The sequence below is a fragment of the Dyella sp. AD56 genome, from assembly GCF_002878475.1.
Classification (GTDB): Bacteria; Pseudomonadota; Gammaproteobacteria; order Xanthomonadales; family Rhodanobacteraceae; genus Dyella.
This window is the reverse complement of record NZ_NRDP01000006.1, coordinates 40,046-63,990: the sequence shown is the minus strand read 5'-3', so window position 1 is coordinate 63,990 and position 23,945 is coordinate 40,046. Positions and strand designations below refer to the sequence as shown.

At 63.6% G+C, this 23,945-nt stretch carries 22 protein-coding genes and 1 pseudogene; 10 read left to right on the top strand and 13 right to left on the bottom strand.

What is annotated here, in order from left to right:
• The first annotated feature begins 38 nt into the window (after window positions 1-38).
• On the top strand, window positions 39-1,232 hold the full coding sequence (locus tag DyAD56_RS06010; RefSeq protein ID WP_102301845.1) for a fatty acid desaturase: 1,194 nt from the start codon (window positions 39-41) through the stop codon (window positions 1,230-1,232).
• A 262-nt stretch (window positions 1,233-1,494) separates the two neighbouring features.
• On the opposite strand, the gene DyAD56_RS23840 is transcribed toward DyAD56_RS06010, so the two are convergent.
• The 5 genes from DyAD56_RS23840 to rpmB form a co-directional block, all read right to left on the bottom strand.
• Window positions 1,495-1,671 carry a hypothetical protein gene (locus tag DyAD56_RS23840; RefSeq protein WP_158241265.1) on the bottom strand — a complete coding sequence of 59 codons (177 nt, stop codon included), beginning with the start codon at window positions 1,669-1,671 and terminating at the stop codon, window positions 1,495-1,497.
• Between the two features lie 256 nt (window positions 1,672-1,927).
• A complete protein-coding gene (locus tag DyAD56_RS06005) occupies window positions 1,928-2,341 on the bottom strand; it encodes a thiol-disulfide oxidoreductase DCC family protein (RefSeq protein ID WP_102301844.1) in 414 nt (137 codons plus the stop codon).
• On the bottom strand, window positions 2,331-2,879 hold the full coding sequence (locus DyAD56_RS06000; protein ID WP_102301843.1) for a DUF4166 domain-containing protein: 549 nt from the start codon (window positions 2,877-2,879) through the stop codon (window positions 2,331-2,333). The genes DyAD56_RS06005 and DyAD56_RS06000 overlap by 11 nt, the downstream gene beginning before the upstream one ends.
• 115 nt (window positions 2,880-2,994) lie before the next feature.
• Complete coding sequence (rpmG, locus tag DyAD56_RS05995; protein ID WP_008211962.1) at window positions 2,995-3,162, bottom strand: 50S ribosomal protein L33; 168 nt, start codon at window positions 3,160-3,162, stop codon at window positions 2,995-2,997.
• A gap of 10 nt (window positions 3,163-3,172) precedes the next feature.
• Window positions 3,173-3,409 carry a 50S ribosomal protein L28 gene (rpmB, locus tag DyAD56_RS05990; protein ID WP_102301867.1) on the bottom strand — a complete coding sequence of 79 codons (237 nt, stop codon included), beginning with the start codon at window positions 3,407-3,409 and terminating at the stop codon, window positions 3,173-3,175.
• A gap of 313 nt (window positions 3,410-3,722) precedes the next feature.
• Between rpmB and secB the strand changes: the two genes are divergently transcribed.
• The 3 genes and pseudogenes from secB (at window position 3,723) to DyAD56_RS05975 (ending at window position 8,446) form a co-directional block, all read left to right on the top strand.
• Window positions 3,723-4,214, top strand: a complete 492-nt coding sequence (gene secB / locus DyAD56_RS05985) for a protein-export chaperone SecB (RefSeq protein WP_102301842.1) — start codon at window positions 3,723-3,725, stop codon at window positions 4,212-4,214.
• Window positions 4,215-4,230: 16 nt separating this feature from the next.
• Window positions 4,231-5,259 carry an NAD(P)H-dependent glycerol-3-phosphate dehydrogenase gene (locus DyAD56_RS05980; protein WP_102301841.1) on the top strand — a complete coding sequence of 343 codons (1,029 nt, stop codon included), beginning with the start codon at window positions 4,231-4,233 and terminating at the stop codon, window positions 5,257-5,259.
• Between the two features lie 159 nt (window positions 5,260-5,418).
• Window positions 5,419-8,446 (top strand): annotated as a pseudogene (locus DyAD56_RS05975) (DEAD/DEAH box helicase).
• A gap of 12 nt (window positions 8,447-8,458) precedes the next feature.
• Here the strand turns inward: DyAD56_RS05975 and DyAD56_RS05970 are convergent.
• Window positions 8,459-8,755: a hypothetical protein gene (locus DyAD56_RS05970; RefSeq protein WP_102301840.1), complete on the bottom strand. Its 297-nt coding sequence runs from the start codon at window positions 8,753-8,755 to the stop codon at window positions 8,459-8,461.
• A 293-nt stretch (window positions 8,756-9,048) separates the two neighbouring features.
• Between DyAD56_RS05970 and DyAD56_RS05965 the strand changes: the two genes are divergently transcribed.
• Window positions 9,049-11,094, top strand: coding sequence for an ATP-binding protein (locus tag DyAD56_RS05965; protein WP_102301839.1), 2,046 nt, complete (start codon window positions 9,049-9,051; stop codon window positions 11,092-11,094).
• A 19-nt stretch (window positions 11,095-11,113) separates the two neighbouring features.
• Here DyAD56_RS05965 and DyAD56_RS05960 read toward each other — a convergent pair whose 3' ends face one another.
• Window positions 11,114-11,452 (bottom strand): hypothetical protein, encoded by a 339-nt coding sequence (locus tag DyAD56_RS05960; protein ID WP_102301838.1) that lies wholly within the window; start codon window positions 11,450-11,452, stop codon window positions 11,114-11,116.
• Window positions 11,453-11,585: 133 nt separating this feature from the next.
• On the bottom strand, window positions 11,586-12,269 hold the full coding sequence (locus DyAD56_RS05955) for an HAD family hydrolase (RefSeq protein ID WP_102301837.1): 684 nt from the start codon (window positions 12,267-12,269) through the stop codon (window positions 11,586-11,588).
• A gap of 297 nt (window positions 12,270-12,566) precedes the next feature.
• On the opposite strand from DyAD56_RS05955, the gene DyAD56_RS05950 reads away from it, so the two are divergent.
• Window positions 12,567-12,893, top strand: coding sequence for a hypothetical protein (locus DyAD56_RS05950; RefSeq protein ID WP_146010445.1), 327 nt, complete (start codon window positions 12,567-12,569; stop codon window positions 12,891-12,893).
• A gap of 27 nt (window positions 12,894-12,920) precedes the next feature.
• Here DyAD56_RS05950 and glk read toward each other — a convergent pair whose 3' ends face one another.
• A complete protein-coding gene (gene glk, locus DyAD56_RS05945) occupies window positions 12,921-13,940 on the bottom strand; it encodes a glucokinase (RefSeq protein ID WP_102301835.1) in 1,020 nt (339 codons plus the stop codon).
• Window positions 13,941-14,106: 166 nt separating this feature from the next.
• Window positions 14,107-14,811 (bottom strand): SDR family oxidoreductase, encoded by a 705-nt coding sequence (locus DyAD56_RS05940; RefSeq protein WP_102301834.1) that lies wholly within the window; start codon window positions 14,809-14,811, stop codon window positions 14,107-14,109.
• Between the two features lie 231 nt (window positions 14,812-15,042).
• Between DyAD56_RS05940 and DyAD56_RS05935 the strand changes: the two genes are divergently transcribed.
• Genes DyAD56_RS05935 through DyAD56_RS05920 form a run of 4 tightly spaced genes read left to right on the top strand, consistent with a single transcriptional unit; the run spans window position 15,043 to window position 19,777 of the window.
• Window positions 15,043-15,546, top strand: a complete 504-nt coding sequence (locus tag DyAD56_RS05935) for a helix-turn-helix domain-containing protein (protein WP_255409205.1) — start codon at window positions 15,043-15,045, stop codon at window positions 15,544-15,546.
• A complete protein-coding gene (locus tag DyAD56_RS05930; RefSeq protein ID WP_233202305.1) occupies window positions 15,543-16,646 on the top strand; it encodes an HlyD family secretion protein in 1,104 nt (367 codons plus the stop codon). The genes DyAD56_RS05935 and DyAD56_RS05930 overlap by 4 nt, the downstream gene beginning before the upstream one ends.
• On the top strand, window positions 16,643-18,232 hold the full coding sequence (locus DyAD56_RS05925) for a DHA2 family efflux MFS transporter permease subunit (RefSeq protein WP_102301832.1): 1,590 nt from the start codon (window positions 16,643-16,645) through the stop codon (window positions 18,230-18,232). Before DyAD56_RS05930 ends, DyAD56_RS05925 begins: the two co-directional genes overlap by 4 nt.
• A 27-nt stretch (window positions 18,233-18,259) precedes the next feature.
• Window positions 18,260-19,777 carry an efflux transporter outer membrane subunit gene (locus DyAD56_RS05920; RefSeq protein ID WP_233202304.1) on the top strand — a complete coding sequence of 506 codons (1,518 nt, stop codon included), beginning with the start codon at window positions 18,260-18,262 and terminating at the stop codon, window positions 19,775-19,777.
• A gap of 18 nt (window positions 19,778-19,795) precedes the next feature.
• Here the strand turns inward: DyAD56_RS05920 and DyAD56_RS05915 are convergent, their stop codons facing one another.
• From DyAD56_RS05915 to DyAD56_RS05905, 3 genes are read right to left on the bottom strand one after another with little or no spacing between them, the layout of a single operon-like run.
• Window positions 19,796-21,238: a cytochrome c gene (locus DyAD56_RS05915; RefSeq protein ID WP_102301831.1), complete on the bottom strand. Its 1,443-nt coding sequence runs from the start codon at window positions 21,236-21,238 to the stop codon at window positions 19,796-19,798.
• Window positions 21,235-23,010 carry a GMC family oxidoreductase gene (locus tag DyAD56_RS05910; protein WP_102301830.1) on the bottom strand — a complete coding sequence of 592 codons (1,776 nt, stop codon included), beginning with the start codon at window positions 23,008-23,010 and terminating at the stop codon, window positions 21,235-21,237. Before DyAD56_RS05910 ends, DyAD56_RS05915 begins: the two co-directional genes overlap by 4 nt.
• A complete protein-coding gene (locus DyAD56_RS05905; protein ID WP_102301829.1) occupies window positions 23,007-23,735 on the bottom strand; it encodes a gluconate 2-dehydrogenase subunit 3 family protein in 729 nt (242 codons plus the stop codon). Before DyAD56_RS05905 ends, DyAD56_RS05910 begins: the two co-directional genes overlap by 4 nt.
• Window positions 23,736-23,945: the final 210 nt, after the last annotated feature.

Sequence of the window (23,945 nt, the reverse complement as noted above, 5' to 3'; positions counted from 1 at the left end):
TCGCTTACACTGAAATTTCTTACACTTGGGTGTTTCCCATGCTCGACGCAGTGCTCAATTTCCTATCCAACGGCCTTACACACGCCAGTTGGGTGACCATGCTGATCTACATGCTGGTCATGACGCAGCTCACCATTTTCACGGTGACGCTGTACCTGCACCGTTGCCAGACCCACCGTGGTGTGGACCTGCACTGGTCCATCTCGCATTTCTTCCGCTTCTGGGGCTGGCTCACCACGGGCATGGTCACCAAGGAGTGGGTGGCGGTGCACCGTAAGCACCACGCCAAGGTCGAGACTGAGGAAGATCCGCACAGCCCGCAGATCTACGGCATCAAGAAGGTGTTCTGGGATGGCGTGTCGCTTTACCGCGACGCCAGCGAAGTGAAGGAAGACCTGGAGAAGTACGGCCGCGGTACGCCGGACGACTGGATCGAGCGCAATCTTTATGGTGCGCATCCGTACTGGGGCCCGACCCTGATGCTGTTCATCAGCGTTGCCCTGTTCGGTGTGATCGGTGCTGCCCTGTGGGCCGTGCAGATGATCTGGATCCCGTTCTGGGCCGCCGGCTTCGTCAACGGCATCGGCCACTGGTGGGGCTACCGCAACTTCGAGAGCGCCGACACCGCGACCAACCTCATTCCGTGGGGTTTCTGGATCGGTGGCGAAGAGCTGCACAACAACCACCACGCCTTCCCGAGCTCGGCTAAGTTCGCCCTGCGCAAGTGGGAGTTCGACATCGGTTGGGCAGCCATCTGCGCCTTGCGTGCGGTGGGCCTTGCCAAGGTGCTGCGCGTGGCGCCGGCGCTGGACGTCCGCCCGAACGTGCACTTGCCGGATGCCGAGACGCTCAAGGGCGTGCTCACCCATCGCTTCGCCGCGATGACCGACTACTACCGCAACGTGATCATGCCGACCCTGCGCGACGAAGCGCAGCACGCTGGCGAGAACATCAAGTCGGTGCCGCGCCGCATGCGTCGCGCGCTGGCCGATGGTGGTCGCTGGCTGGACAACGAAGGCCGCGATCGCATGCAGGCCGTGCTGGCCAAGCGCCCGACCCTCAGCACCGTGTGTGATTTCCGCAATCGCCTTGCCGCTCTGATGGAGCAGCGTGGTGCGGAGCAGGCGCTGAAGGGTTTGCAGCAGTGGATCGCTGAGGCCGAGCAGAGTGGCATTCGTGCGCTGCAGGAGTTTGCGGGTCGCCTGAAGAGTTATTCGGTGGCTAGCGCCTGATTTGGTTTTTGCCGGATCAATGAAAAGCCCGCCGCAAGGCGGGCTTTTTTGTGGGCTGAGCAATAGGTGTGTGCTGGCGCTCTGGCTCCCTCTCCCCTTCGGGGAGAGGGTTGGGGTGAGGGGAGGGTGCTCGCCTCGACGTCTCATCTTTGCTGTTATCCCTGCGTAGGCAGGGATCCAGTAGCGGTATCGCTTGGTTGTCGCGTTGCCTCGACTTGGCCGCCTACGCGGCAGGCGTTTCGCCCTCCTACCGGAGGCCGAGTCACTTTTCTTTGCTTGCCCAAAGAAAAGTAACCAAAGAGAAGCGCACCCCCACTTGGCGCTGGCCGGTGAAGCCGGCCAGTTCGTGAGGGGCGGCCTGGCTTTTCGACAGGGCTTCCTGCCCTGGCGAAAAGGGATCGGCATCCTTGCCGATCCCCCTGCGGGCCCTCTCGTCCACCCCTCACCGCCGCACAGGGGCCCGAAGGTCAAAGGCGAAAGCGCACGGCTCGTGCAGCTTTGCTGCACATCGCATCGCGGTAGGTCGCGTTGCTCCTGCCCTAGAGCAGAGAGCGAATACACAAAGCCAGGGCAGAAGAGAAAGACGAAACGATGAAGCGAGCATCCGACCTTTACCCCCTTTTCGGGGCTCACCCCAATCCTCTCCCCAAAGGGGAGAGGGAGTAGAACCGAGGTGCGGCCCACTCCAAACCCCCTCAATCCATAAACCGCCAAGCCTCCGCCGCCTCAGGCAACCGACACTGCTCCCGTCGCCCAAACAACCGATACCGATGCCGCGCAACCCATCGATACCCCCGATCACGCAGCGGTCGCGGTATCACCCGCAGCAAGCCGCCAGCCCAGCGCCAACGTCCACCTAGCTGACCCAGCACGCGCGCGATCGCATCCGTATCGCTATAGCCCTTGCCCTGATCGACGAACAAGAACGACACGGGATCATCCGGCGACAGGCCATGCGCAACCAACAACGAGCGGCCGTGTTGTCCCTGCATGGCAGCTAGCCGGAAGCGGCTATTACGGTCATGTCGAAGAATGAAATCCACCCAGCGGCTGCACAGCACGCAGACGCCGTCGAAGACGATGATGGGATGGTCGAGCTCAGCCGACATGATCAATCTCCAGCCAGCCGCGATAAGCGATCAGCTGACCCAGCAAAGGAAGGCGGACGTCGATATCGAAGGCATAACGCCCTTCGCGCGCGCCGCTACGGGAAAACACCGTGCCGCAAAGCGCACGTGGCAGTGGTATGCCGAGGAGACTCGCGCGTCGTAGCTGCCAGTCGATCGCATCGCCCTCGCGCCGCAAGGAAAAATGCAGGCTTACTAGCCCTAGTCGTTCGCGCAGGTAAGGGTCGCTGCCGCGGGACAGGCTGGAATGCATCCGACCTCGTGCGAAGCGACGCGTCCAGCGTTCGTGAGTTGCGAGCCGTTCGATGGTCAGAGCGATGGCTTGTCCATCGCCAGGCTCGGGCAGGGTCAGCCAACGTCGCAACCAGCGGGCGAGGGCGTGTCGTGCACCATCCACGTCAGCGTTGCCGCTAGCTTCGATGATGCAGCCCTCACCATGCATGCGCTGCACGGCCGGATGCAGCCGCGGCCAGTCAGCGGGATCCAATAGCGTGTGAAACAGAGCGGTGGGTGATGGCATGGAAGTCGATCATCCGAAACCGGATCGCCGGCGGCAAGCGGGGCAGAACGCCAGCGGGCAACAAAAAACCCGCCTTGCGGCGGGTTCTTCGTGGAAGTAAGCAAACCCAGGGGGCTTACTTGATCTTGCCTTCCTTGTAGATCACGTGCTTGCGAACCACCGGATCGTACTTCTTGAACTCGAACTTTTCCGGGGTGTTCTTCTTGTTCTTCTGCGTGGTGTAGAAGTGGCCGGTGCCGGCTGAAGAGATCAGGCGGATCTTGTCTTGCTTGCTGTTAGCCATGGCTCAATCCTCAGATCTTTTCGCCGCGGGCACGCAGGTCGGCGAGCACGGCTTCGATGCCGTTCTTGTCGATCGTGCGCAGGGCATGGTTGGAAACGCGCAGCTTCACCCAGCGATTCTCGCTCGGGACCCAGAAGCGGCGCTCATGCAGGTTCGGCAACCAGCGGCGACGGGTCTTGTTGTTAGCGTGCGAGACGTTGTTACCAGTCTGCACACCCTTTCCGGTGACTTGGCAAATACGGGCCATGATGACCTCCTGTGTAGGCGCCCTGGGGCGCGTTTGCCACCCGTTAGCCAGGGCGGCATCGGCCCAGCGGCGCAAGCGCCACGCGATGCTGGAGATGGAGCTGTTCGCGTCTGCCGTGAGCGCCGCATCGCGTTGCGGACGTGCCCGGAAGCCCGGGTCGGCATGGTCGAGCCGGCTATTCTCCCAGAAAAACAGGGCAGTGCGCAATATTTACCCACTTTGAGAGTCCGGGCGCATGGCGGGCCGTGGGGATGTATGGAACAATCAAGACCTTTGCGTTTTCACGCACCGAACACTTTACGAGGAATACCCCATGGCAGACGTCTCCGCCAACGGCCAGGCTGGCCAGCCGCAGCTGGTGCTGCAGAAGATCTACATCAAGGATGTGTCCTACGAGGCACCCAACGCCCCGCAGATCTTCCAGGATGTGGGTGAGACCGACCAGCAGCCGCAGGTCGCGCTGAACCTGGCCCAGAAGTCCACCGACATGGGCAACGACCTGTTCGAAGTGGTGCTGAGCCTGACCCTGACCTGCTCCCTGGGTGAGCGCACGGCCTATCTGGCTGAAGTGCACCAGGCTGGCGTGTTCGGCATCGCCGGTTTCTCGGAAGAGGACCAGGCTGGCATTCTGGCCAGCTATTGCCCGAACCTGCTGTTCCCGTACGCCCGCCAGATGTTGTCTTCGCTGGTGCTGGAAGGCGGTTTCCCGCCGTTCCTGCTGCAGCCGATCAATTTCGACGCGTTGTACGCCGAGCAGCAGCGCCGCGTCCTCGGCGGCAGTGCCGCTCCGACGCTGAACAGCTAATCCAAGGGGTCTGCTCATGGTTGAGCGTCCGACCCTGGCCGTTCTGGGTGCTGGTTCCTGGGGTACCGCCCTCGCGGCTCTGGCTGCCCGCAACCAGGTGCCGACCCGGCTCTGGGGGCGCGATGCGGCTGCGCTGAAGGCGATGGAGGAAACCCATTGCAACCAGCGTTACCTGCCCGACATCGAGCTACCGGCCGAACTGGTCTACGAGGCTGACCTGGCCGCCGCCCTGCGCGGCGCCCAGGTGGTGCTGATCGTGGTGCCGAGCCACGCGTTTGCCTCCATCCTAGAAGAGATCCAGCCCTATCTCGCGCCTGATGCCCGCATTGCCTGGGCAACCAAGGGTTTCGAGCCGGGCACGGGTCGCTTCCTGCATGAGTTGGTGGCGGAGCGCTTCCCGGGGCGTGCGGCGGCGGTGGTCACTGGCCCTTCTTTCGCCAAGGAAGTGGCGTCGGGTATGCCCAGCGCGGTCACCGTTCATTCGGACGACACCGCCTTCGCGCATGACATGGCGCTGGTGCTGCATGCGCCCAACTTCCGCGCGTATTCCGGCAGCGACGTGCTGGGCGCAGAGCTGGGCGGCGCCATGAAGAACGTGCTGGCGGTGGCCACCGGTGTGGCCGATGGCATGGATCTGGGCCTGAACGCTCGTGCTGGCCTGATCACCCGCGGCATGAACGAGATGCTTCGCCTCGGCGTGGCGCTGGGCGCGCGTCCGGAGACCCTGATGGGCCTCGCCGGCCTGGGCGACCTGGTGCTCACCTGCACCGGCGACCTGTCGCGCAACCGCCGTCTCGGCCTGGCGCTCGGCAAGGGCAAGGCCATCGACGAGGCCGTGCGTGAAATCGGCCAAGTGGTGGAAAGCGTACTCACCGCCGATGAAGTGGCGCGCCTGGCAGCCAAGCACGACCTTGACCTGCCCATCAGTAACGGCGTGCGCGCCGTGCTCCACGGCGAAGTGACCCCGGCCGAGGGGCTCAAGCGATTGATGAGCCGCGAACAGAAGCCGGAGTACCCCAAGGGCCTGTTTACGCCTGCTGCGTAACGCTTCCCAGGATTGCCTCGTCCGTTCACGTTTGGACGCTTTATGGAAACGATCACCTCCGGTTTGAAAAAACCGGAGGTTGAGACGCGCACGCACGCAAGAGCCTTGCTAAGCTGAATCTTTTGGTCGCCCTAGTGGACCCCATCGGACCGAATGCGCATGCAGTCACCGGACGATAAACGCCACGACCGCCTGCCCCCGCCACGCGACGAGGGTGTCAGCGAGCCGCTGCCCGGTATCTGGCGGAAGCTGCTGGCCACATCGGTGCCGGTCGTGACACCGGAGCCGATGGTGTTGGGGTTTTTCCTCGATGTGGTGCCTGAGGAGGGCCAGCCCTGCGCCCGCGTAGATGTCGCGCCCGTTTTGCTGACGGTGGCTGAGCAGGGCCGTTTCGTGCGCCCCTCGCCGCTGGACAGCAAGCACCTGTCGCAACAATCGCTTCAACCGCACGAGCAACGCCTGGCAGCCACCGCGCTTGGCCTGCCGCAGACCTTGCGCAAGAGCCGCAGTTACGCCCGCCTCGCTGGCCATGTCGGCGACGCGTTGCTCGCGGAGATCCTGGACACCACGCCGTGCTTTCTCGGTGGTCTGGCCGGGCTACGCTTGTCGCGCGGCAAGGGTCATCAGCTGAACTGGCAATGGCATCTGGAGAACGACGGCAGCCAGCGCCTGCTGCCCTGTCTGCCAACCAACCATCGCGTACTGCGCATTGATGCGCTCTGGTATCTGGATGGCGAGCGTGCAGAACTGGGCCACTTGGACGCGCCGTTGGAAGAAACGGCATGGCTGGACCTGCCGCCGCTGAAACACGAATACAGCCAGACCCTTCGCACAGCGCTCCCGCACAGCCGTTTGTCGCATCGCCTGCCGTTGCCGCAGGTGTTGGGCGAGATGCGCCGCGCCGAGCTCGCGCCCAAGCCGGTGCTCACGTTGCACGCGCTCACGCGTCACGCGCGCCTCGCTGCCGGCACGCCGCCGCTGGCCTATGCGCGCCTCGCATTTGATTACGCGGGCGAACGCCTGCCCGGTCGTGGCGGTGAGCCGCTGGTGCGTCGCGTGCGCAACGGCCATCTGGTTGAGATCGTCCGTCGCCGCGCCGAGGAACTCTCCGCGATGGAGCAGCTTGAACGCGCCGGTCTCACGCCGGGTGTGGATACCGAAGGCCTGCCCTGGGATCTGGCCGATACCTTGCCCGAAGACGCCTGGCTGTTCCCCGGCAAGGGTTACGCGGGCGCGCTGGAAGTAAACACGCCCGCACGCTGGCTGGCCTTGCGTCCCAAGCTGGAAGCGGAAGGTTTCGTGCTCGATTACGCGCCCAGCTTCCCGTTCGAAGTGCTGGAAGGCCCGGTGCGCTGGTATGGCAACGCGGTGGAAGACACCGACGACCATGCTTTCGATCTGGAAATCGGCATCGAAGTAGAAGGCAAGCGCCACAACCTGTTGCCCGCCGTGGCGCAGGCGTTGGCCGATCACCAATTGAACCTGAGCCCGGTGCCGAACGAACCGGAAGACGCAGTGTGGTACGCGCCGGTCGACGAACGTCGCCGCGTGCCTGTGCGCCTGAAGGAACTGCGCGGCTTGCTCGCGCCGCTGGCCGAATATCTCGAACGCCCACGAAAAAAAACTCCATCTGCCGCGCGTGCAGGCGGGGCGTCTGGAAGAACTCGCTGAGGCACTGCCCACCGGCGGCGAACTCGAAGCCCCTGATGCACTGCGCGGCTTCACCGCGCGTCTGCGCGACGCGGCCGAGCGCGCTAGCGATGCGGTGCCGGAAGGCCTCACCGTCGAACTGCGCCCGTACCAGCGCGAAGGCCTGCGCTGGCTCAACGCACTCGCCGAAGCCGGTGTGGGTGGCGTGCTCGCCGACGACATGGGCCTGGGCAAGACGCTGCAGCTCATCACGCACCTGCTGGCCCTGAAGGGCAGCGGTGGGCTCGAGCAACCCGCGCTTGTCGTCGTGCCGACCAGCTTGATTCCGAACTGGATGGCCGAAGTCGCGCGTTTCGCTCCGGCGCTTCGCGTGCTTGCGCTGCACGGTCCACAACGCAGCGGCGATTTCTCACAGCTGGGCACGCATGACATGGTGCTCACCAGCTATGCACTGCTGCCTCGCGACGTGGTGCAACTGCGCAAACAGCCGTTCTCGCTGATCGTGCTGGATGAAGCGCAGCAGGTGAAGAACCCCCGCACACAAGCGCGTCGCGCCGTGCTCAGCCTGCGCGCGCCGCGCTGTATCTGCCTCACCGGCACGCCGTTGGAAAATCATCTTGGCGAACTGTGGTCGCAGGTCGATCTGGGCGTGCCCGGCTTGCTTGGCGATGAAGGTGCCTTCCGTCGCCACTATCGCGTGCCGATCGAGCGCCATCGCGATACCGATTGCCAGGATCGCCTCAACCGTCGCCTCGCGCCTTTCATCCTGCGCCGCACGAAAGCGCAGGTAGCGAGTGAGCTGCCGCCGAAAACCGAGATTACGCGTCGCGTGGTGCTCGAAGGGCGTCAGCGCGAACTCTACGAGAGCCTGCGCCTGTCGCTTGCAGAGGAACTGCGCGAGGTCATCGCACAGCGTGGTATCGCGCACAGCGGCATCGTCGTACTCGACGCACTGCTCAAGTTGCGCCAAGTCTGCTGCGACCCGCGTCTGGTAAAGCTGGAAGCAGCGCGCGGCGTGCGCGATTCCGCCAAGTTCGAACTGCTGATGGATATGCTGCCCGCGCTGCTCGCGGAAGGCCGCAAAGTGCTGCTGTTCTCGCAGTTCACCGAAATGCTCAAGCTGATCGCGCACGAGCTGGATCGTCAGCGCATCCGTTACGTTACCCTCACCGGCGAAACGCGCGACCGCGCCGAACCCGTGCGCCGGTTCCAGGAAGGCGAAGTGCCGCTGTTCCTGCTGTCACTCAAAGCCGGTGGTGTGGGCCTCAACCTCACCGCGGCCGACACCGTGATCCACTACGACCCGTGGTGGAACCCAGCGGCGGAAGCGCAGGCCTCCGATCGCGCACATCGCATCGGCCAGGACAAGCCCGTGTTCGTGTTCCGCCTGATCACGGGTGGCACAGTCGAAGAGCGCATCGAAGAATTGAAGGCGCGCAAGGCCGAGCTTGCCGAAGCGGTGCTCGAAGGTGGCGGTACGCGCGAGAAGCTCAGCTTCGATCAATCCGATCTGGATGCGTTGCTGGCGCCGGGTTGATCGGCGTTACATCTACTTGTGCAGTTCGAACACCAGTAGCACGGGAATCATCAGCAGTCGGGTCACCATGACCGGCACGACGATGCCGGGAAATAGGTTCTCGCCGATGCGGTAATTGAGCACCGCGACCATGGCTGCCAAGGACAACACTTCGCCCACGGTCGGCACCAGCGTGAGCAGTGCCGCCGGCACGCATGCAAGCACGATGTCGAGCATCGTGTAATGCGTTTTGAACAGTCGGAAGATGAGCGGAAGGGCCAGCATGCCGATCACGGCATGGACCACGACGTTCGTCCCTGGGTTGACCATATTCGCGATCCTTGTGCGTTGTCGTATGGGCGAGAGCTGTTCCAATGCGCGTTACCTTGTCATGGCGTCCGCGGCCTGTCCATGGAACTTCGCGAGCGGAGGGGCACTTGCATCACTCGCGGACGCGCATTACCTTTCGCCACTCTTAAACCCTGACCCACGGGCTACGGCCATGCGTGCCTTCCATCACCCAAGGTGCTTTACCGCGTCCTAAGCGACGCCGCCGCGCGCAGGATCGTCCTGCTGCGTTGACGTGACCTTTTCTCCAGAGCGCCCTCCGCGCCGGTGATGGAATGAACAAACAGAAATACGATGTGCGTGCCGTATGGGCGCGCGTATGGCTGCTGCGTTTGTGCAGGGCTAGGCTTCACGTCGCCTCGGTAAGCGACGAAACGCTGGATGACGTCAGGCGCCAGTTGGCGCGGTTGCGTGTGCGTAAAGGGTTGGACGATGTGGCGGCCGTTCGCGCCAGGCTCGATCGCATGCTCGCCACAAGCCTGCCTACGGCACGCAGGGTCAAGCTGTCCTCTCATCCTTTGTATGCTGATCTCGCCAAGGCGTTCGCGTTGGATGGGGATGCCATACAGCTGCTCGCCTTCATCTGCGAACTGGGTGACGGTCGCTTTTTGTCGGACGCGGCGCGGGCAAACGACCGCTACTCCGGGCAGCGTGCAGGTTTGCTGCGTATGTTGAGTGATGCGCTCGCCATGCCGGAGGCGCGACTGCGTCGCAGCCTGCATCGGCGCGGCCCATTGCTCTCCAGTGGCCTGCTCACTCTGAGCGTGGGCAACTACGGGCATGCCTGCGACCTGCTGGATGCAGATGATGTGCTGCTGTCACTCGTGGCAGACGACGCCCAAGATGCGTCGTTCTACCTTGCCAGGCTGTTCGAGCAGGCCGGGCCAACCGCGTTGGGGCTGGACAGTTATCCGCATCTGCGCAACGAACTGACGCGCTTGCGCGACTATCTTGGGTCTGTCGTGCGTGATGGCGGCGGTGCACATATCTTGTTGTACGGCCCACCGGGTACCGGCAAGAGCGAGCTCGCGCGCGTGCTGGCCCAAGAGCTGGGTCTGCAGCTTCATCTGGTGCGTAGTGCCGACCAATGGGGCGAGCCCATCGAAAGCCACGAGCGTTTGCAGGCTTTTGAAGCTGCGCAACGCGCGCTTGCCTCTCATCCACGCGCCATGCTGTTGTTCGATGAAGTGGAGGATGTCTTTCGCCACAGCACGAACCGTCAGGGTAGCGCGGTGAGTCACAAGAGCTGGATCAATCGCCAACTGGACGAGGCAAAGTTGCCGTGCATCTGGATCGGCAATCGCACGGATTGCATGGACGATTCACAATGGCGCCGGTTTGACATGGCGATGGAGATTACGCCGCCACCCCGCCGTGCGCGGCGCGAACTGTTGGCACGCTTGTGTGAAGGTCACGCGATTGCGCCCGCCGTGTTTGATGACATCGCCTCATGCGAAGCCTTTGCGCCGGCGCACTACGCGCGTGCGGCAAAGATACTCAGCCGCTTGCCGGTGGCTGACGCTGCAACGGCGGAGCAGGTGCTGCTGGGATCGCTGAACGAGATGCTTTCATTACGAGGCATGCCATCGCTACGCCGTTCATCCGGACGGGTGGCGTTCGATCTATCGTTGCTGCGCGTGGATCAATCAGTCGAACGCGTGATGCAATCGCTGGAACGCCAGCCCAGCGCACGTCTGTGTCTGTATGGACCACCGGGTACGGGCAAGACGGCGCTTGCGTCGTATGTCGCCGACCGACTCGGCCGTCCTTTAGTGAAGCGTCGTGCCTCAGATCTGCTCAGCCCCTGGGTGGGAGAAACCGAAGCGCGCATTGCTTCGATGTTTCGGCAGGCCGAGCGCGAACAGGCGGTGCTGTGCTTAGACGAAGCCGACAGCTTTCTGCGTGACCGTGAAGGTGCGCAGCGCAGCTGGGAGGTTACGCAGGTCAATGAATTGCTCACGCAGATGGAGGAGTTCCAGGGAATCTTCATCGCCTCCACCAACCTTCTGGGAAGCATGGATGCAGCTTCACTGCGGCGTTTCGACTTCAAGTTGCGTTTTGATTGCATGGACCTGGGGCAACGACTTTCGCTGTTCGAGGCGTACGCGCAGCGGTATACACTACGCAGCAATCTGACTGATCACGAGCTGCGTCAAAGTCTGTCGCGATTGGATCAGCTGACGCCAGGTGACTACGCAGCTGTGCAGCGCCGGCTGGAGGCAGGCGATGACTGTAGCCGTCAGGATCTGCTGCAGTGGCTTCGCGCCGAGCACGAAATGAAACCCGGTATGCGCCGCCAGGCCATGGGGTTTGTGGCGTGATCGGCTTACCTACGGCGGATCACATCGCCGGACGCGTCCGCAACAACGCATCCACCGCCTGCTGCCACTGCGGTGAGCCGGGTTGTGACTGCGGCGCTTCCTGTCCGAGCTTGTGTTGCACAGCGCTGTTCCATTCCGCGGAACCGCGATCCGGTCCGTGGCCGTCGTCGCTGATGTGCAGGCGCTCGTCGACCCATTCGTACCATAGCGGTGAGCCGAGTTCGGCGTTGTCTGGCGTGCTCCGCGCCGTCGCCGTCGCCGTCGCCTTTGGCTGCGGCGGCTTCTGGTCGGGCGACGGCGAGGCTGGCGAGCACGCAGCGAGCAGCGCGAGAGGAAGCATGGCAAGGAAACGGCGCATGGCGGCCTCCAAAATTCCTGATCGGTCTTCGAGACTAACCGCTACCGTCAGCGCGGCGATGAATCCCGCCTGACGGCAAATATGAGAAGCGAGTTAAGCGAGGTGCGTTGGATGTAGCACTCGCTTATCGATCTCAGCTACGTGCGGCGACTTCGTCGATGTGCTTGAGCAGGTCGGCCGGATCCTCGTAGACGCGGAACGCACCGGCATCCTCCAGTTCTTCCTGGCCATAGCCACCGGAGAGCAGGCCGATGCCGAGTGCACGTGCGCGCTGAGCGGCGAGCATGTCCCAGATACTGTCGCCGATGACGAGGCTGTAGTGGATGTCCACGCCCAGTCGTTGTGCGGCCGTGATGAAAAGATCTGGATCGGGTTTGGCGTGACGCACTTGATCGCGCGTTACCACCGGCACCTTTGACGGATCGACACCGAGCGCTTCCAGGTTGTGCGCGGCCGTCTGCATGCGTCCACTGGTAGCGATAGCCCACGGGATGTCAGCGTCGGTCAGGAAAGCCAGCAGTTCGCGTGCGCCTGGCAGCGGGCGCACGGAGCCCTGCGTGGCCTGCCGGTTGTATGCCTCGGCGTGCCATGTGCGCAGGCGCGCCAGGCGTTCCTCAGTGATCTCCAGGCCGGTCTCGCGCAACAAGATGTTGGCGAACAGGCCGCCGCTCATGCCGATCTTGCGATGGATGCGCCACACGGACAGCTCCACGCCTTCGCGATCGAGTGCTTCCTTCCACGCCAGCACGTGCTGGTAAACGCTGTCGACGAGGGTGCCGTCGAGATCGAACAGGAAGGCGGTATCGGCGCGGGGCATGGCGGATTCGCTTGAGTGGGGTGGGCGTTACAGCGTAGCACCCGAATTTGTCTTTCCTGAGAAGCGTGACGCAACGCACGCGCTGATGTAGGCCCGTGTTTCGGATGACAGAAAATTCTTAATTGGCTGCCTAAGGTGGATTCCGTCGAACGGACGCATCCAGCCAGGGGGCAAGGAGTGAAAGCCACGACCGGGCCGGGCGCATTTCATGTGTCCGCTCGCCCGCACGCGACTCGCACGCCAGCCCCCGGTGGAACGTACGCCAGACGTACCGATCAACTGTCTAGGGGCAACGTCATGAAACGCATCGGTCTTTGGTTTGCAATGGGAACGCTGGCCGTGATGGCCACGAATGCCGTTGGTGCGAATGCCAGTGGCGCGAACGAAGCCACGGGCCGTCTAGGGTTCGTTGGTGCCATCGTCAATGAGGGCTGCAGTTCGAGCACGCCTTTGCTCGGTGTGCACGGCGGCATGGGCAGTTGTGGGTCGTCGGGCTTGACGCATGCCGTCTTTGCCGAGCAGACCGGCATGGCGAGCGACCATACCGGCATCGCCATGCTCGATTACTTCGTGGATCGTGCCGATGGTGATCGCAAGATGCTGGTGACGCGTCAGTACCGATAAATCGGCAACGGACGGCTGGCGATGACGTCAGCCGTTCGGCACCAGCGGCTTGCCTGCGTCGAGAACGGCCAGAGCGGCGGCGCCGAGCAGGCCCGGATCCGGGTGCATCATCGCGATGGTGGGCACCTGTTCCATGGTTTCGCGGAACCGGCCCTTTGCTTCAAAGCGTTCGCGGAAACCGCCGTGCTTCAACCACGGCAGCAGGATCGGCAGCATGCCGCCGGTGAGGAACACGCCGTCCCAGCCGCCAAGGCTCAGCACCAAGTCGCCAGCCACGCTGCCGAAAATGCCGGCGAGCGTTTCCACCGTGCGCACACACAGCGCATCGGTACCCGCTTCAGCGCGTGCGGTGATGTCTTCCGGGGTGTATTCCTCAGGGGGCTGGCCGGCAATGTCGGCCAGCGCGAGGTAAAGATTCACCAAGCCATTGCCGCAGATCATGCGCTCGCTGGACACGCGACCGAAACGCGCGTTGAGTCGATGCAGGATCTCCACATCTTCCGCCGTATGTGCGGCGAAGCCCGCGTGGCCGCCTTCGGTTTCCAGCACAATCCAACGGCCTTCGCGACGCATCAGCCCGGCCACGCCCAGGCCGGTACCGGGGCCGACCACCACGAAGGTCTGCGTATCGCTCGTGCCGAGGCCAGGTATGGCCTGCGTGCCCACGGAAGTGAGTTGTTCCTGCGTATGCAGCGGCACCGCCATGGCCTGCGCGGCAAAATCGTTGACCAGATGCACCGCTTCCATGCCCAATTCGGCCTGCAGCGCATGCGCCGCAACCTGCCAGGGGTTATTGGTGACCTTGACCGTTTCCCCTTCGCTCACGCGGCCCGCCGCAGCAATGACGGCGCGCGAGGCGGTGAGGCCGGTGTCGGTGAAGTACTGGCGAATCGCTTCGGCCAGTGAGGCGTGGTCCTTGACCCGGTAGCGGCGCACGCTGTCGTCCATCAGCGGATTGGCGCGGCCCGTGTCTGCCAGTGCAAATCGCACATTGGTGCCGCCGAGGTCAGCAAGCAGGGTCGGGGCGGCACGGGCTGGTGTTCTCATGGACGATCCTGCACTTGGGGAGACAGTAAGGGTGACTCCCTCTGGCTTTTTCGTCCAGTAGTGCAGTGCAGCGAATCGTGATCCTTCGGCCATTCGTTGGCGAATGGTCGGACGTCCGGCCGTCCATCGCGGACGAGGCTCTAGGGCTCGTCCGCGAGGGCAATGATCAGGTTGTGCTGAGGTAGGCCGGATGCGGGGCGTTGAAGCCAGCCTTCACCTGTCGAGAAGTTTCATCCGCAAGTACTTCCGAATCGCCACGCTCCAGTGCTTCCAGTGTGCGTTGGGCGATGTCGCCAGGGCTGGTCTTGGGCGCATCGACGTGGCTGACCATATCGGTATCGATGTAACCGGCATGGATGCCCAGCACCTGCGTGCCCTGTTCGCGCAGCTCGTTGCGCAGGCTGTTGGTCAGCGCCCACGCCGCCGCTTTGGATACCGAGTAGGCGCTCGTGCTGGACAGGCTCAGCCAGCTCAGTGCGGAAAGCATATTGACCAGCGCCCCGCCGCCGTTCTTCTTCAGCACGGGCGCGAACGCAACGCTCATCGCGTGGATGCCATAGAGATTGGTTTCCATGATGCGGCGGAGATTTTCCTGGCCGTCCTTCGCATCGAGCAACAGGGCGCCGCCGCTGATGCCCGCATTGTTGATCACGATGTTCACGTCCGAGGCGATCGCCGCAGCGGCGGCAACGTCCTCGGGGTTGGTCACGTCGAGTTTCACCGGTACGACGCCGGGCAGGGTGACGGTGGAAGGATCGCGCGCGCCGGCATAGACCTTCTGCGCGCCCGCGGCGAGCAGTGCCTTGGCGAAGGCGAGGCCGAGGCCGCGATTGGCGCCGGTGACGAGAACGGTTGAGCCTTGGATTTTCATGGAAGGGTGTCCGAGTGGTGGCTGGGGGTGGGTGATGTCTATTTATATGATTTGCATCATGTAAAGGGCGTTTCTCCCGCTTTCAAGGCCGGGCGGCAAGCGGTTTCACGGGATGCCGCTTCACCCAGGCATCACGAAAAGTCACTTGCATTCCGCAAGTTACGATTTATATGATGTACATCATTCAATGTAACACGGGCCGCTACCGTGCGCCGTACTGGTTTCAAGAACATGCAGTGCCCCATCGCCCAAGCCCTGGATCGGGTCGGTGACGGCTGGAGCATGCTGATCCTGCGGGATGCCTTTTACGGCCTGACCCGCTTCGACGATTTCCAGACCAGCTTAGGGATTGCCCCCAACATCCTCAGCCGCCGTCTGGCGCTGTTGGTGGAAATGGGCATGCTCGAGCGCCGCCGCTACAGCAACCATCCGGTGCGCCACGATTACGTGCTCACCGAGTGCGGGCGCGATTTCCGCCCCGTGCTGCTGGCGATGATGGCTTGGGGCAACCGCCACTTCTCGCCCGAGGGCCACGCCATCGAACTGGTCGATCGGCAGACCGGCCAGGTGGTCGAGCCGATGTTCGTCGATCGCCATACGGGCGAACCCATCACGCGAGAACGCCACCAGATGCGTGCCGGCCCGGCGGCCGACGAGCGCATGCGGGCGCGCATCGCGTTCAGAAATTCACGCCCAGTCCCTTCCGATCCCACCCCTCCGGAGTCAACGTCATGAATGCCGCTACTGCTGCCGAGCGCGCGGATAGCCCCGCCCTAGTCGAACCTGTTCCGCGTCAGCGGAAGAAACACATCCTGCGCCTCGCCATCGGGATCGCGCTGATCGCTGGCGTCGTCTATGGCACCCATTGGTGGACGGTCGGCCGCTTCATCGAAAACACCGACGACGCCTATGTCGGTGGCGACGTCACTGTCATCGGTCCCAAGGTGCCGGGCTATATCGCCCAGGTCGCAGTGACCGACAACCAACGCGTGCACGCAGGCGACCTGCTGGTGAAGATCGACGATGGCGATTATCGCGCCGCGCTGGCCAAAGCGGATGGCGCCGTCGCAGCACAGCAAGCCTTGCTCGCCAACCTCGATGCGAACGAGAAACTGCAGGAGGCGGTGATCCGCCAGGCGCAGGCAGGTGTCAGCGCAGCCGACGCGGAAACGCAACGCTCGCGTGACGACGAAGCACGCTATCGCGATCTCTCCAGCCGTTCCGCCGTCTCCATCGAAAGCGCGCAGCGCGCGGACGCGACCTACAAGACGGCTCGCGCTACATCAGACAAGGCGCAGGCCGCACTCGTGGCCGCGCAGCGGCAGATCGACGTCATCGAATCGCAGAAGCAGCAGGCGAGGGCAGCCTTGCAACAGGCCAAAGCCGAGCAGGACATCGCCCGCCTCAATGAGGGATACACCGAGCTGCGCGCGCCGGTCGACGGTGTGGTCGGCAATCGCCGTGCCCGCACGGGCGCCTACGCGGCAGCCGGCACGCAACTGTTGTCGGTGGTGCCCGCCCGCGGCCTGTGGGTAGACGCCAACTTCAAGGAAGACCAGCTCGCACGCATGCACGCCGGGCAGTCGGTCGAGATTCGCGCGGATGTCCTGCCGGGACGCGTGTTCCGTGGTCATCTGGTCAGCCTCGCGCCTGCCACCGGCGCGCAGTTCAGCGTGTTGCCGCCCGAGAACGCCACCGGCAACTTCACCAAAGTGGTGCAGCGCGTGCCGGTGCGCGTGGTGCTGGATGACAAGGACGGTCAACTCGGTACGCTGCGCCCAGGTCTTTCAGTGATCGCAAACGTGGACACGCGTGGTGGCGTAGGCACGCCATGAACGCCGTCGCCGGCCGCATGCCGTTCTCCGCGCCGATCGATCCGGCGTCCTTGAGTACATCACAGAAGATCTTCGCCTTCGCAACCATGTGCGTAGGCATGTTCATCGCATTGCTGGACATCCAGATCGTGTCCGCGTCGCTGCGCGACATCGGCGGTGGGCTGTCCGCCGGTACGGATGAAACGGCGTGGGTACAAACCAGTTACCTGATCGCCGAGATCGTAGTGATTCCGCTCTCCGGTTGGCTGTCGCGCGTGATGTCCACACGCTGGCTGTTTGCCGCCTCCGCCGCAGGCTTCACCATCACCAGCATGCTGTGTGGTGTCGCCTGGGACATCAAGAGCATGATCGTGTTCCGCGCGCTGCAAGGGTTCCTCGGCGGTTCGATGATCCCCACCGTATTCACCACCGCGTTCGTGTTCTTCCATAACAAGCAGCGCGTGATTGCGGCGGCCACCATCGGCGCCATCGCTTCGCTCGCACCCACGCTGGGGCCCACGCTGGGTGGTTGGATCACCGACAACAGCTCGTGGCACTGGCTGTTCTTCATCAACCTCGTGCCCGGCATCTTCGTCACCGTGGCCGTGCCCATGTTGGTGAACATCGATCGCCCGGATGTCTCACTGCTGCGCAACGCCGACTACCTTGGCATGGTGTTGCTTGCCCTTTTCCTCGGTTGCCTGGAATACACGCTGGAAGAGGGTCCGCGCTGGAACTGGTTCAGCGACCAGGTCATCCTCGCCAATGCATGGGTGTCCGGCCTGGCGGGCGTGGCTTTCGTGGCGCGCAGCCTCACGTACGAGCACCCGGTGGTGGATCTGAGTGCATTGCGCGACCGCAACTTTGCGCTCGGCTCGTTCTTCTCCTTTGTCACCGGCATCGGTCTGTTTTCCACCATCTATCTCACGCCGCTGTTCCTCGGACGCGTGCGCGGTTACAGCGCGCTGCAGATCGGCGAGGCGATCTTCTCCACCGGTGTGTTCCAGATCTTGAGCATTCCTTTGTATGCGTTCCTGGCACGACGCTACGACTTGCGCTGGATCATGATGGTGGGGCTCGCGCTATTTGCGGTGTCGATGTGGGACTTCTCGCCCATCACGCACGACTGGGGCGCGCATGAACTGCTCCTGCCACAAGCCTTGCGCGGCATGGCACAACAGCTCGCCGTGCCGCCGGCCGTCACGTTGACGCTCGGTAGTCTCGCACCCGCACGGCTAAGGCTAGCCTCGGGCCTGTTCAACCTGATGCGCAACCTGGGTGGCGCCATCGGCATTGCCGTATGCGCCACCATCCTCAACGACCGCACCAACCTGCATTTCTACCGGTTGGCGGAACACCTCAACACCAGCAATGAAGCGATGAATGGCTGGCTGGCGCAAACCAACGCGCATCTGGCCGAGCTGGGGCAGGGTGACGTTGACGGATCGTTGCACCAACTGTGGCAACTGGCCTATCGCGAGGCGCAGACCTTGTCCTACGCCGACGCGTTTCTCGCCATCGGGCTGTGCTTCGTCATCGCCACGGCCATGGTGCCGCTGATGCGCAAAGTGGCGCCGCCGGCCGCCCCCTCCGCGGATGCGCACTGAACCTCTTTCTCTTCTCGAGATATCACGATGAACACTTCGCTTTCGTCCCATGTCGGCGTGTCACGCTTATCGTCGCGTCGTTTCACCCTGCGCATGGTGGCGATCGGCGCGGCGATGGTGGGGCTGGCCGGCTGTACGGTCGGCCCTGACTACGTGCGCCCGGACATCCAATCCAACACCCAGTATGCAAGCCACGCCCAGTTGGAGGCGCGCGAGGCGGTGCGTGTCGCGCCTACGCTTGATGTGTGGTGGCAGGGTTTTGATGATCCCGAACTCACGCGCATCATCGGCCGCGTCATGGCGCAGAACCTCGACCTCGCTGCCGCCATGGCGCGCGTGGATCAAGCCCGCGCCGCCGCGCGCGAAGCAGGCGCGCAGCTCGCACCGCAAGGCAGCCTCGACGGGCAGGTCACGCAGCTATACCAATCCACCAAGAGCCCGCTGGGCGAGATCGCCAGCCAGTATCCCGGCTACAAACGCACACAGACGCTGGAGAACATCGGTGTGGGCGCGAGCTGGGAATTGGACCTCGCCGGCGGCCTGCATCGCGGTGCGGAAGCCGCCGATGCCGAGGCGCAAGCGGCGGAGGCAAATCAGGATGGCGTGCGCATCTCTGTCGCCGCCGAAGCGGCCGACAGCTATTTTCAGGTGCGCGGCGCGCAGGAACGCATCCGCCTCGCACAACAGCAGCTCGACACGGAAACGCAGTTGCTGGAGCTAGTGAAGGTGCGCCTGGCCGGCGGTCTTGCCACCTCGCGCGAAGTAGCGCAGGCACAGGCGCTGGTCCTGCAGGCGAAGGCCACATTGCCGCCATTGCGCACCACGCTGGCGCAGCAACTCAATCGCCTCGACGTGCTGATGGGGGCCGCGCCCGGCACCTATGCCATCGAACTGAAGGACAGCCCGCAAACGTATAGCGTGCCCGCCATCACCACCGACGGTGGTCCGGCGATGCTGTTGCGCCGTCGCCCCGATGTGATCGCCGCCGAGCGCCGTCTTGCCGCATCCAATGCGCGCATCGGCATCGCCGTCGCCGAGTACTACCCCAAGGTATCGCTAGGCGGCCTGCTCGGCTTCGATAGCCTGCACAGTAGTTCGCTGTTTTCCTCGCAGGCCTTCCAGCCGCAGGCTGTGCTCGGCCTGCACTGGCGCTTGTTCGACTTTGGACGTGTCGACGCGGAGGTAGCGCAGGCCAAGGGCGCCAACGCCGAAGCGCTCGCGCTGTATCGCCAGTCCATGCTGCGCGCCACCGAAGACGTGGAGAACGCCATCGTTTCGCTGGCCGAACTGGAAGCGCAGCACCGCGACCTTACCGATGAAGTGAAGGCACACGAAGTGGCACGTGCCGCCGCACAGGATGCCTACAAAGGCGGCGCCATCAGCCTGATCGAAGTGCTGGACGAAGATCGCCAGCTACTCACCTCGCGCGATCAGCTCGCACGCGTGCACGCCGACGATGCCCGCGCCGCTGTCGCCACGTTTCGCGCGCTCGGTGGTGGATGGTCGGGCAGTGATGCCGGTAACGAACCCGTGGCGGAGCGCTGAGCGTCGCCACGGAAAGGCCTACTTGTTCGTCACCGGCGTGCCGGCCTGATCCTCGGCATTGGGGCCGGGCGCATCCGATCCGTGCTGGCGTGGATCGTAGCCTGTCATCAAGGGTTGCCCCGCGGGCGGGAGGTCGCGCAGTCGCGCCACATCCTGTGCGGACACCGCGCCGCCATGGTTACCCCAGCTCGAACGCACGAAGCTGAGGATGTCGGCGATCTGCTGGTTGTTCAGGCGTTCGCGGAAAGCAGGCATCGTGAACTGCGTGGGAGCATCGCGGCCCGACGGCATGGTGCCGCCGTGCAGTACCAGACGAACGGCTGAGCCCGCGTTCTCACCATTGAGCACGGGGTTGCCGGCTAGTGCGGGGTACACCTGTCCATAGCCGTGGCCATCCGTGCGGTGGCAGGTGGCGCAGTTGTCCACATAAAGCTGCGCGCCCGAGGCGCTCACATTGCCGCTGCTCAGTGCGGTGTGCGTGGCATCGCTGTACGTCACCGCCTGTTCCTCGCGTGCGGGCGGCAGTGACTTGAGGAAGTGCGCGATGGCGGCAAGGTCCGGGTCGCTCATGTACTGCGTGCTGTGCTCGACCACGTCGCTCATGCCGCCGAACACAGCGCTGCGCTCCGAGCGTCCGCTCTTGAGCAGCACGCCGATCTCTTCTTCGCTCACGCTGCCCAGGCCGCTGGCGAGTTCGCCGCGCAAGCTGGGTGCAACCCAGTTATCGCTCTCGCCACCACTCAGGTAGGCCGTGCCTTGGTTGGGCCCCAGCGCCTTCTCTTGCAGGGTGAACGAACGCGGCGTGTGGCAGGCGCCGCAATGGCCCAGGCCTTCCACCAGGTATTGGCCGCGCGCGAGCGTGGCATCGCCTGTGGCGGCCGTCTCCACCGGCGTCACCTTGGGCGCGAAGAACCAGCGCCAGTAAGTGAGCGGCCAGCGCATGGAAAGCGGCCACACGATGCCTTCCGCTTTGTTCTCCTGTTTCACCGGCTGCACGCCGTGCATGAAGTACGCGTACAGCGCCTGGATATCCTGGTCGTTGACCTTCGCGTACGAGGGATACGGCATGGCCGGATACAGCGTGTGGCCCTCATCGTCGATACCGCGCCGCACCGCGCGCTCGAACTGCCCGTAGGTGAACTTGCCGATGCCGGTATCCGGATCGGGCGTGATGTTGTTGCTGTAGATGGTGCCAATGGGTGAGGCAATGGCCAGCCCGCCCGCGAACGGCTGGCCGCCCGGTGCGGTATGGCAGGCTGCGCAATCACCGACGCGCGCAAGGTACTCGCCTTGCTTGATCTGGTCAGGCGTGGCCTCCGGTGCCTTGGCGGCTGGATCGCCACCACCGCCAGGAAACAGCATGGCGACCGCCCACGCGATCACCACCAGCACGATAAGCACGACGATGAGGCGCAACAGGCCGCTTCCGCTACGACGACGAGGCTTGCCAAAGGTGTTCATGCCTGCACCAGAGGACCGGGTTGCTTGAGGTAGGTCTCACGAATGGCCTTGACGGACATATAGGTGAGGCCGCCGATGAGGCCCGTCGGGTTGTAGCCCAAGTTCTGCGGGAACGCCGATGCGCCGGTGACAAACACGTTGGACACGTCCCAACTCTGTTGAAAGCGGTTGAGTGCGCTGATGTCGGGCGATGCTCCCTGGATCACGCCGCCGGTGGTGTGCGTGGTCTGGTATTGCCGGATGTCGTAATGGTCCCCCGGTTTGCGCAGCGTCAGCGACGTCGCCTTGGGGTTCATCTGCTTGACGATTTCCTGCGCGCGCTCCGTCACGAACTGGGACATCTTGTATTCGTTGTCGTGCCAGTCGAAGGTGATGCGCAGCAGCGGCAGGCCGAAAGCGTCCTTGTAGGTCGGGTCTAGATCCAGGTAGCGATCGCGATAGGACATCACCGAACCATGCGTGGCCACGGTGGTGGCGTGCAGGTAATTGTCCTTGGCGGCCTTCTTCCATCCCGCGCCCCAGGACGGCGTGCCGGGCGGCACGATCAATTGCTGGATCGGGCGGCCGCCGGTCTGTCCGCCATAGATGTAAGCGCCACCGACGAAGCCGTGCGGCCCGTGGTCGAAATGGTCGGAGTTGAAATCGTCGACGATCTGCACGCCCCCCGAGCCGCCGCCGATGAAGGGGTTGATCGCCACGTCCTTGTCGAAGAACACGCCGATGCTGCTCATCATCTGGTACGCGTAGTTCTTGCCGATCACACCCTTGCCGGTGCTTGGGTCGTACGGTGTGCCGATACCCGAGAGCAGCATCAGGCGCACGTTGTGCATCTGGAACGCCGAAACGATCACTAGATCCGCCGGCTGTTCCACCTGTTGGCCCTGCGCGTCGATATAGGTGACGCCCGTGGCACGCTTGCCGCTGGAATCGAGGTTGATCTTGGTGACGTGGCTGTGTGTGCGCAGCTCGAAGTTCGGCTTGCGCATCAGCACCGGGAGAATGGTCGTCTGCGGCGACGCCTTGGAATACATGAAGCAACCGAAGCGCTCACAATAGCCGCACAAGTTGCACGGCCCCAGCCGGACGCCGTGCGGATTGGTATACGGGCGTGAGGCGTTATCGGAGGGCTGCGGAAACGGGTGGTAGCCGACCGCGCGCGCCGCATCGGCGAACAGTTTCGCGCCGTAGGTGTCGGCCACGGCCGGGTTGGGGTACGGCTTCTTGCGCGCACCTTCGAACGGATTGCCACCCGGCTTGATGTCGCCGTTGAGGTTGCCTGCCGTGCCGGAGGTACCGCACAGATATTCGAATTGCTCCAGGTACGGCTCCAGCTCGTCGTAGGCGACGCCGTAATCCTGGATCTGCATGTCGTCAGGCATGAACTTCTGCCCGTAGCGCTTGCTGATGTGGCTGTGGATCTCCAGGTCTTCGGGCGAGGGCCGGTAGTGCTGACCGTTCCAGTGAATACCCGCGCCGCCCACGTTGTTGCCGAACAGAAACGAGCCGTACTGACGGTAGGGCACGGCCGTATCACTTACCGCGTGGCGAACCGTAACGGTTTCGCGCGCCAACGGCTGAAACAGTTCGCCGCGAATGCCATAAGCGAGTTCGTCGGCGTTGTGTGGATAGGTGAAGTCGGGCGAAGTGTCGCGATAAGCGCCACGTTCCAGCGCCAGGATCTTCAGCCCTGTATCGGCCAACTCGATGCCCATGATGGCGCCGGTCCAGCCGAAGCCGACGATGACAATATCGACCGGTTTCATGCGGATCATGACTTGGCCCCTTCGATCGACACCGGCCCGAACGGATACACCTTGCCCGGCTGTTCCACCCAGTCGGCGAAATCCGCGCGTGCGCCGGGGAAGCCGATCATCTTCCAGGCACCCATCTGCTTGTTGCCACCGTACATCGGGTCGGCGAAGTAGCCTTCCTTGGTGTTGGTGAGCAGCTGAGTGAAGAACGCCGCAGTGGGAACGTCATCCAGCTTGATCTCGCCCTTCTCCAACTGGTGCAAGATGGCGTCGCGCTGATCGGCTGGCAGTGCCGCGAACTTCTGGTTGTGCTGCTTCTGGCACCAGTCATCGATAGCCGCGATGCCCTTGCGATAGAGCTCGCGCGGGGTGTAACGCAACTGATACCCGAGCGTTGGCGGCGAATCGGGAACGAAGGGGCCCTGCATATACCAGAGGCCACCATGGCCATAGGCCGCTTCCATCTGGCGGTCGAGGAACTCGGGAACACCTGCTTCCACGGCGCCGGGGCCATCCTCGTTGGAAGGAATCAGGCGGTCCACCGCCGCCTCCAGGAAGTCCCACTCGGGTGCGGTGAAGTAACGCGGCGCGTACTTGGGTCCGGCAGCGACCGCAGGTGTTACCGCGGTGCCGCTCTGCGTCTGCGCGATGGCTGCCGTGCCCATCAGGCTGACCGCTGGAACCGCCACCAGTGATTGCCGCAGAAAGTCGCGGCGCGAAGGCGAACTGGGTTGCTTGCTCGACATGACATCCCCTAATAGCAGACGCGCGACGTGCCCAGACATGCTGACGCGACAGGTGACTGCAAAACGTGAAAATCCGTTGACATGTCGACGCACCGAAACAGCATGGCGCAGGGCATTTCCAAGCGGATCGCGCGACCATCCTTCACGGTATGTCGACCGCGCACATGACGACAATCAAACTTCATGGTGTCACCCGACGCGTGCAGGGAC